The 5,242-nt window shown below is 63.6% G+C and carries 1 protein-coding gene and 1 pseudogene; one reads left to right on the forward strand and one right to left on the reverse strand.

The window, feature by feature from the left end; translation table 11 throughout:
- A pseudogene (locus A2Z13_02810) lies at nucleotides 1-505 on the reverse strand (hypothetical protein).
- A gap of 595 nt (nucleotides 506-1,100) precedes the next feature.
- Here A2Z13_02810 and A2Z13_02815 point away from each other — a divergent pair.
- On the forward strand, nucleotides 1,101-5,009 hold the full coding sequence (locus A2Z13_02815; GenBank protein OGP79185.1) for a phosphoribosylformylglycinamidine synthase: 3,909 nt from the start codon (nucleotides 1,101-1,103) through the stop codon (nucleotides 5,007-5,009).
- Nucleotides 5,010-5,242: the final 233 nt, after the last annotated feature.

Genomic DNA, 5,242 nt, shown 5'->3' on the forward strand with positions numbered 1-5,242 from the left:
CCATGAGGCGGAACTTGATCGTCCAGTAGGCGATCATGGAAAGGTCCATCATGTCGTAGACCTTCGAGGTGAGCCCGATCTTCATGACCCGGCTGGTGGACGAAAGGGGCTGGAGCATGATCGGCATGCCGGATGACTGCGGCAGCTCCGCGATCGCCAGCTTCAGACGCTCCTGTACGCGCTGCCGCGCCTCCATGAGATCGGTGCCCATCTTGAAAAGGAGCACGACCTGGGACAATCCCACCACGGACGAGGAGCGGACGTATTCAACGCCCGGTATCCCCCGGAGCTGATCCTCCATCGGGATCGTGATCAGCTCTTCCACCTCCATGGAGGTCATTCCGGGACCTTCGGTCTGGATTTCCACCTTCGGCGGCGCGAACTCGGGGAATACGTCGACCGGCGTTTTGCGAAGTTGCTGGGTTCCGAAGAACATCAACGCAGCGGCGATCGCCAATACGAGGAAGCGGAATTTGAGGCTCGAGCCGATTAACCAACGAAACATCGAACGATACCTCCACGCGGCGATTGCGGATGAAACCAAAGGATGCTCAACGGCTGCTCGGACTCGAACTTGGGTTTCTGCTGGGATGGATTATAGGCGGATAGGAAAACAAACGAAAAATAAAAAAAAAAGGAAAAACTATATTTTATTATTAACACTTCTTCACCAACCTCCGGAAAAAGGTCATAACTCTTAAGCAACATGTATACCTTCGATTACCCGACTCCTAACCGTTTGAAATATAGAGCTGTTCATAATGAAACCGCATGCACAGGTGATTTTTTTTGGGAATAGAGGAAAATATTTTTCTCTTTTTATATAAAATTTCAGGTTCTCAGAAGCAGGCTTTCTTCGATCACGACCGCAGGGCATCGGCGATCCTCCCCTCCTGGCACCTCGTTCTTATTCAAGGGGCTTCCCGGAAAAAAAAACGCCGTGCCTATAACATAAGGCCGCAATCCAGCATAATCGTATGTATATGTAGAGGAAAGACGATCACGGCCGGAAACCCGGCGCGGCGTCCGGACCTTGAGAACTTCCCGATTCCCCGGTAGGATTGCAGGATCCAAGATCCCGGGACCATGTCGGTCATGCGATGAGACTGCTCCATTTCTATAGGTACCCCGCACTCTCCGAGACGAAGGCGGAGGATCTTCTTGCCTTCGCCCGGAAGAACGTGTCCCCGCGCGTCCGGCGGATCGAGACGGAGTACTGCTTCAACATCGAGGCGTCGGAGCCCCTGAACGACGCGGAGATCGAAACGCTGCGGTGGCTGCTGGCGGAGACGTTCGAGCCGGACCGGTTCGCCCCCGAAACCTTATTCCACGGGGACCGGGTCCTCGAAGTGGGCCCGAGGATGAACTTCACCACGGCGTGGTCCACGAATGCCGTCTCCGTATGCCGCGCGTGCGGCCTCGACAAGATCCGGCGGATCGAGCGGTCGAGGCGGTACCGGCTTGTCGCGGACCGCGAGCCCGCCGGGGACCGGATCGAGCCGTTCCTGTCGAAAGTCCACGACCGGATGACGGAGTGCCCCTATCCCGCCCCCCTTTCGACCTTCGAGACGGGGATCCGGCCGGAAAGCGTCCGCACCGTCCCCCTGATCGAGGAGGGGCTCCCGGCTCTTCAACGGATCAATGCGGAGCTGGGGCTGGGGCTGGACGCCTGGGACATCGAGTATTACTTCGACCTTTTCGCCAAGGATCTCCAGCGCAATCCCACCGACGTGGAGTGCTTCGACCTCTCCCAGTCCAACAGCGAGCACTCGCGCCACTGGTTCTTCCGGGGGAAGCTGATCGTCGACGGAACGAAAATCCCGGAAACCCTCATGCGGATCGTCAAGGACCCCCTGAAGGCGAACCCGGCCAACAGCGTGATCGCCTTCAAGGACAACTCGAGCGCGATCCGGGGGTACCGGATCCGGACGCTCCTGCCCGAGCATCCCGGAACGTGCTCCCGGATGACGGAGGCCCGCCCCGCCTATCACCTCATCTTCACGGCGGAGACGCACAACTTCCCGAGCGGCGTCGCCCCCTTCCCCGGGGCGGAAACGGGAACGGGAGGGAGGATCCGGGACGTCCAGGCCACGGGGCGGGGAGGGCTCGTCGTCGCGGGGACGGCCGCCTACTGCGTCGGGAACCTGCGGATCCCCGGCTACCGGCTCCCCTGGGAGGACCCTTCCTTTGCCTACCCGGGCAACCTCGCCTCCCCCCTTTCGATCGGGATCGACGCGTCCAACGGAGCCTCCGACTACGGGAACAAGTTCGGAGAGCCGGTCATCCAGGGCTTCACCCGGTCGTTCGGGCTGCGGTTGCCCGGCGGGGAGCGCAGGGAGTGGATCAAGCCGATCATGTTCACGGGCGGGATCGGGCAGATGGACTCCCGGCACGTCGAAAAGGGTGCGCCCGAGACGGGAATGCTCGTCACGAAGATCGGGGGGCCCGCCTACCGGATCGGCCTGGGCGGAGGGGCCGCCTCCAGCATGATCCAGGGAGAAAACGTCGCGGAGCTCGACTTCAACGCCGTCCAGCGCGGCGACGCCGAAATGGAGCAGAAGGTGAACCGCGTCATCCGCGCCTGCGTCGAGATGGGGGACCGCAATCCGATCGTCAGCATCCACGACCAGGGCGCGGGCGGGAACTGCAACGTCGTCAAGGAGATCATCTACCCGGCGGGAGCGCGGATCGAGGTCCGCAAGATCCAGAGCGGCGACGACACCCTCTCCGCCCTCGAGCTGTGGGGCGCCGAATACCAGGAGCAGAACGCTCTGCTCATCCGGCCCGGGAGCAGGGAAACGTTCGAGGCGGTGTGCCGCAGGGAGAAGGTCCCCTGCGCCTTCATCGGGCGGATCAGCGGGGACGGCCGGATCGTCCTGCACGACGAGCGCGACGGGAGCACGCCGGTGGACCTCGACCTGGAAAAGGTCCTGGGCGACATGCCGCAGAAGACGTTCCGGCTCGATCGCATCGCGCCCGCGCTCTCGCCCCTTGCGCTTCCCCGGAGCGTGAGCGTCCGCGGCGCGCTGGACCGGGTCCTGCGCCTCCTTTCCGTCGGGTCGAAGCGGTTCCTCACGAACAAGGTCGACCGCAGCGTCACGGGGCTTGTCGCCCGGCAGCAGTGCGCGGGACCGCTGCAGCTCACCGTCTCCGACGTCGCCGTGATCGCACAGAGCCACTTCGGGCAAACCGGCGCGGCGATCGCGATCGGAGAGCAACCGGTCAAGACCCTCATCGACCCGGCCGCAATGGCCCGGCTCACCGTGGCGGAGATGCTGACCAACCTCGTTTGGGCGAAGATCCGCCGGCTCGGAGACGTCAAATGCTCCGGGAACTGGATGTGGGCCGCGAAGCTCCCCGGCGAGGGGGCGAGGCTCTACGACGCGGCGGTCGCGCTGCGGGAGATCCTGATCGAGCTCGGCATCGCGATCGACGGTGGAAAGGACAGCCTCTCCATGGCGGCAAAGGTGGGCTCCGGGGAGACGGCCGAGACGGTCAAATCCCCCGGGACGCTGGTGATCTCCGCCTATGCCCCCTGCCCGGATATCACGAAGGTGGTGACGCCCGACATCAAGCGGCCGGGAAAGAGCCGGCTCCTTCTCATCGACCTCGGCAAAGGGAATTACCGGCTCGGCGGGTCGGCGCTCGCGCAGGCGTACGGCCAGGTCGGCGACGAATCCCCCGACGTGGACGACCCGAAGCTGCTGAGGCGGGCCTTCAACGCCGTCCAGGGACTGATCGGGAAGGGGCTTGTCCTTTCCGGGCACGACCGCAGCGACGGAGGGCTCGTCGCCACGCTCCTGGAGATGGCCTTTGCGGGAAACTGCGGGCTGGAGATCTCGACGGGAGGCGCCGACCCCCTCCCCTTCCTTTTCTCCGAAGAGCCCGGGATGGTGATCGAGTACCTCCCGAAAGACGAGAAGCACCTCCTCTCCCGGCTGCAAAAAGCAAGGCTTCCCTTCCGTGTCCTCGGGGCAACGACGGCGGGAAAGCGGATCAAGGTAAAGGCGGGCGGCAGGATCGTCCTCGGCGAGGACATGCGGACCTTAAGGAGCATCTGGGAGGAGACAAGCCACCGGCTGGAGAGGCTCCAGGCGAACCCGGGATGCGCCGCCCAGGAGAAGCGGAACATCCACGACCGGCCGGGACCGTCGTACAAGCTTTCCTTCACCCCCGAGGCCGCTTCCCCGGCCGTCCTGCGGAAAAGGAGCAAGCCCGCCGTCGCCGTCGTCCGGGAAGAGGGGAGCAACAGCGACCGGGAGATGGCGTCTGCGTTCCACCAGGCGGGGTTTACCGTTTGGGACGTGACGATGACCGATTTTCTCGAGGGGAAGGTCGACCTGGACCGGTTCCGGGGGATGGCCTTCGTCGGGGGCTTCAGCTACGCGGACGTCCTCGACTCCGCGAAGGGCTGGGCCGGGGTGATCCGTTTCAACAGGAGCGTGTTCGAGCCGTTCCAAAAGTTCTACGACCGGGCCGACACGTTTTCCCTGGGCGTCTGCAACGGGTGCCAGCTCATGGCGCTCCTGGGCTGGATCCCCTGGGCCGGCATCGAAGACAGGCGCCAGCCGAGATTCATCCGCAACCTTTCGGGCCGGTTCGAGTCGCGGTTTTCCGCCGTCCGGATCTTCCCGAGTCCCTCGATCCTGCTCAAGGGGATGGCCGGCTCGACCCTTGGGATCTGGGTCGCCCACGGGGAGGGAAGGGCGTTCTTCCCCGACAGGAAGATCCTTAAGAACGTGGAGTCCCTGTCGCTCGCACCGGTCCGGTACGTCGACGACCGGCGGGAAGTGACGATGCGGTACCCGTTCAACCCGAACGGGTCGGCGAACGGGATCGCGGCGCTTTGCTCCCCCGACGGCCGGCACCTGGCGATCATGCCCCACCCCGAGCGGACGTTCCTCACCTGGCAGTGGGCGTGGATGCCCGAGGAGTGGAAGCGATCCTTGAAGGCCTCCCCGTGGCTCAAGCTTTTCCTGAACGCCAGGGAGTGGTGCGAGAAGGGGTGAACTTCCGTCTCCGGCCCCGGATCTTCCCTTCGGCGGGGGGAATCTTATTTAAGGAAATCCGCGAAGCGAGAACTGGAGGAGTTCGCGAAGACCGTCTTCGCCAACGCCTACCGGGCCGCGGCGTAATTAGAGATTTGCGGGAAGGAGCCTTTCCATGAGAACGATGAGTTCGCTTGCGGTTGCATGCTCGCTCCTGGCGTTCGTCGTCGGATCGGGGCTGGCGGAGCCGGCCC

The sequence above is a fragment of the Deltaproteobacteria bacterium RBG_16_64_85 genome (assembly GCA_001798885.1).
In the GTDB taxonomy this organism is placed as follows: domain Bacteria; phylum Desulfobacterota; class Deferrimicrobia; order Deferrimicrobiales; family Deferrimicrobiaceae; genus FEB-35.

Excerpts from the sequence above, each read along its gene's own strand:
- A2Z13_02815 (OGP79185.1), top strand. The coding sequence starts at position 1,101 with ATGAGACTGCTCCATTTCTATAGGTACCCCGCACTCTCCGAGACGAAG.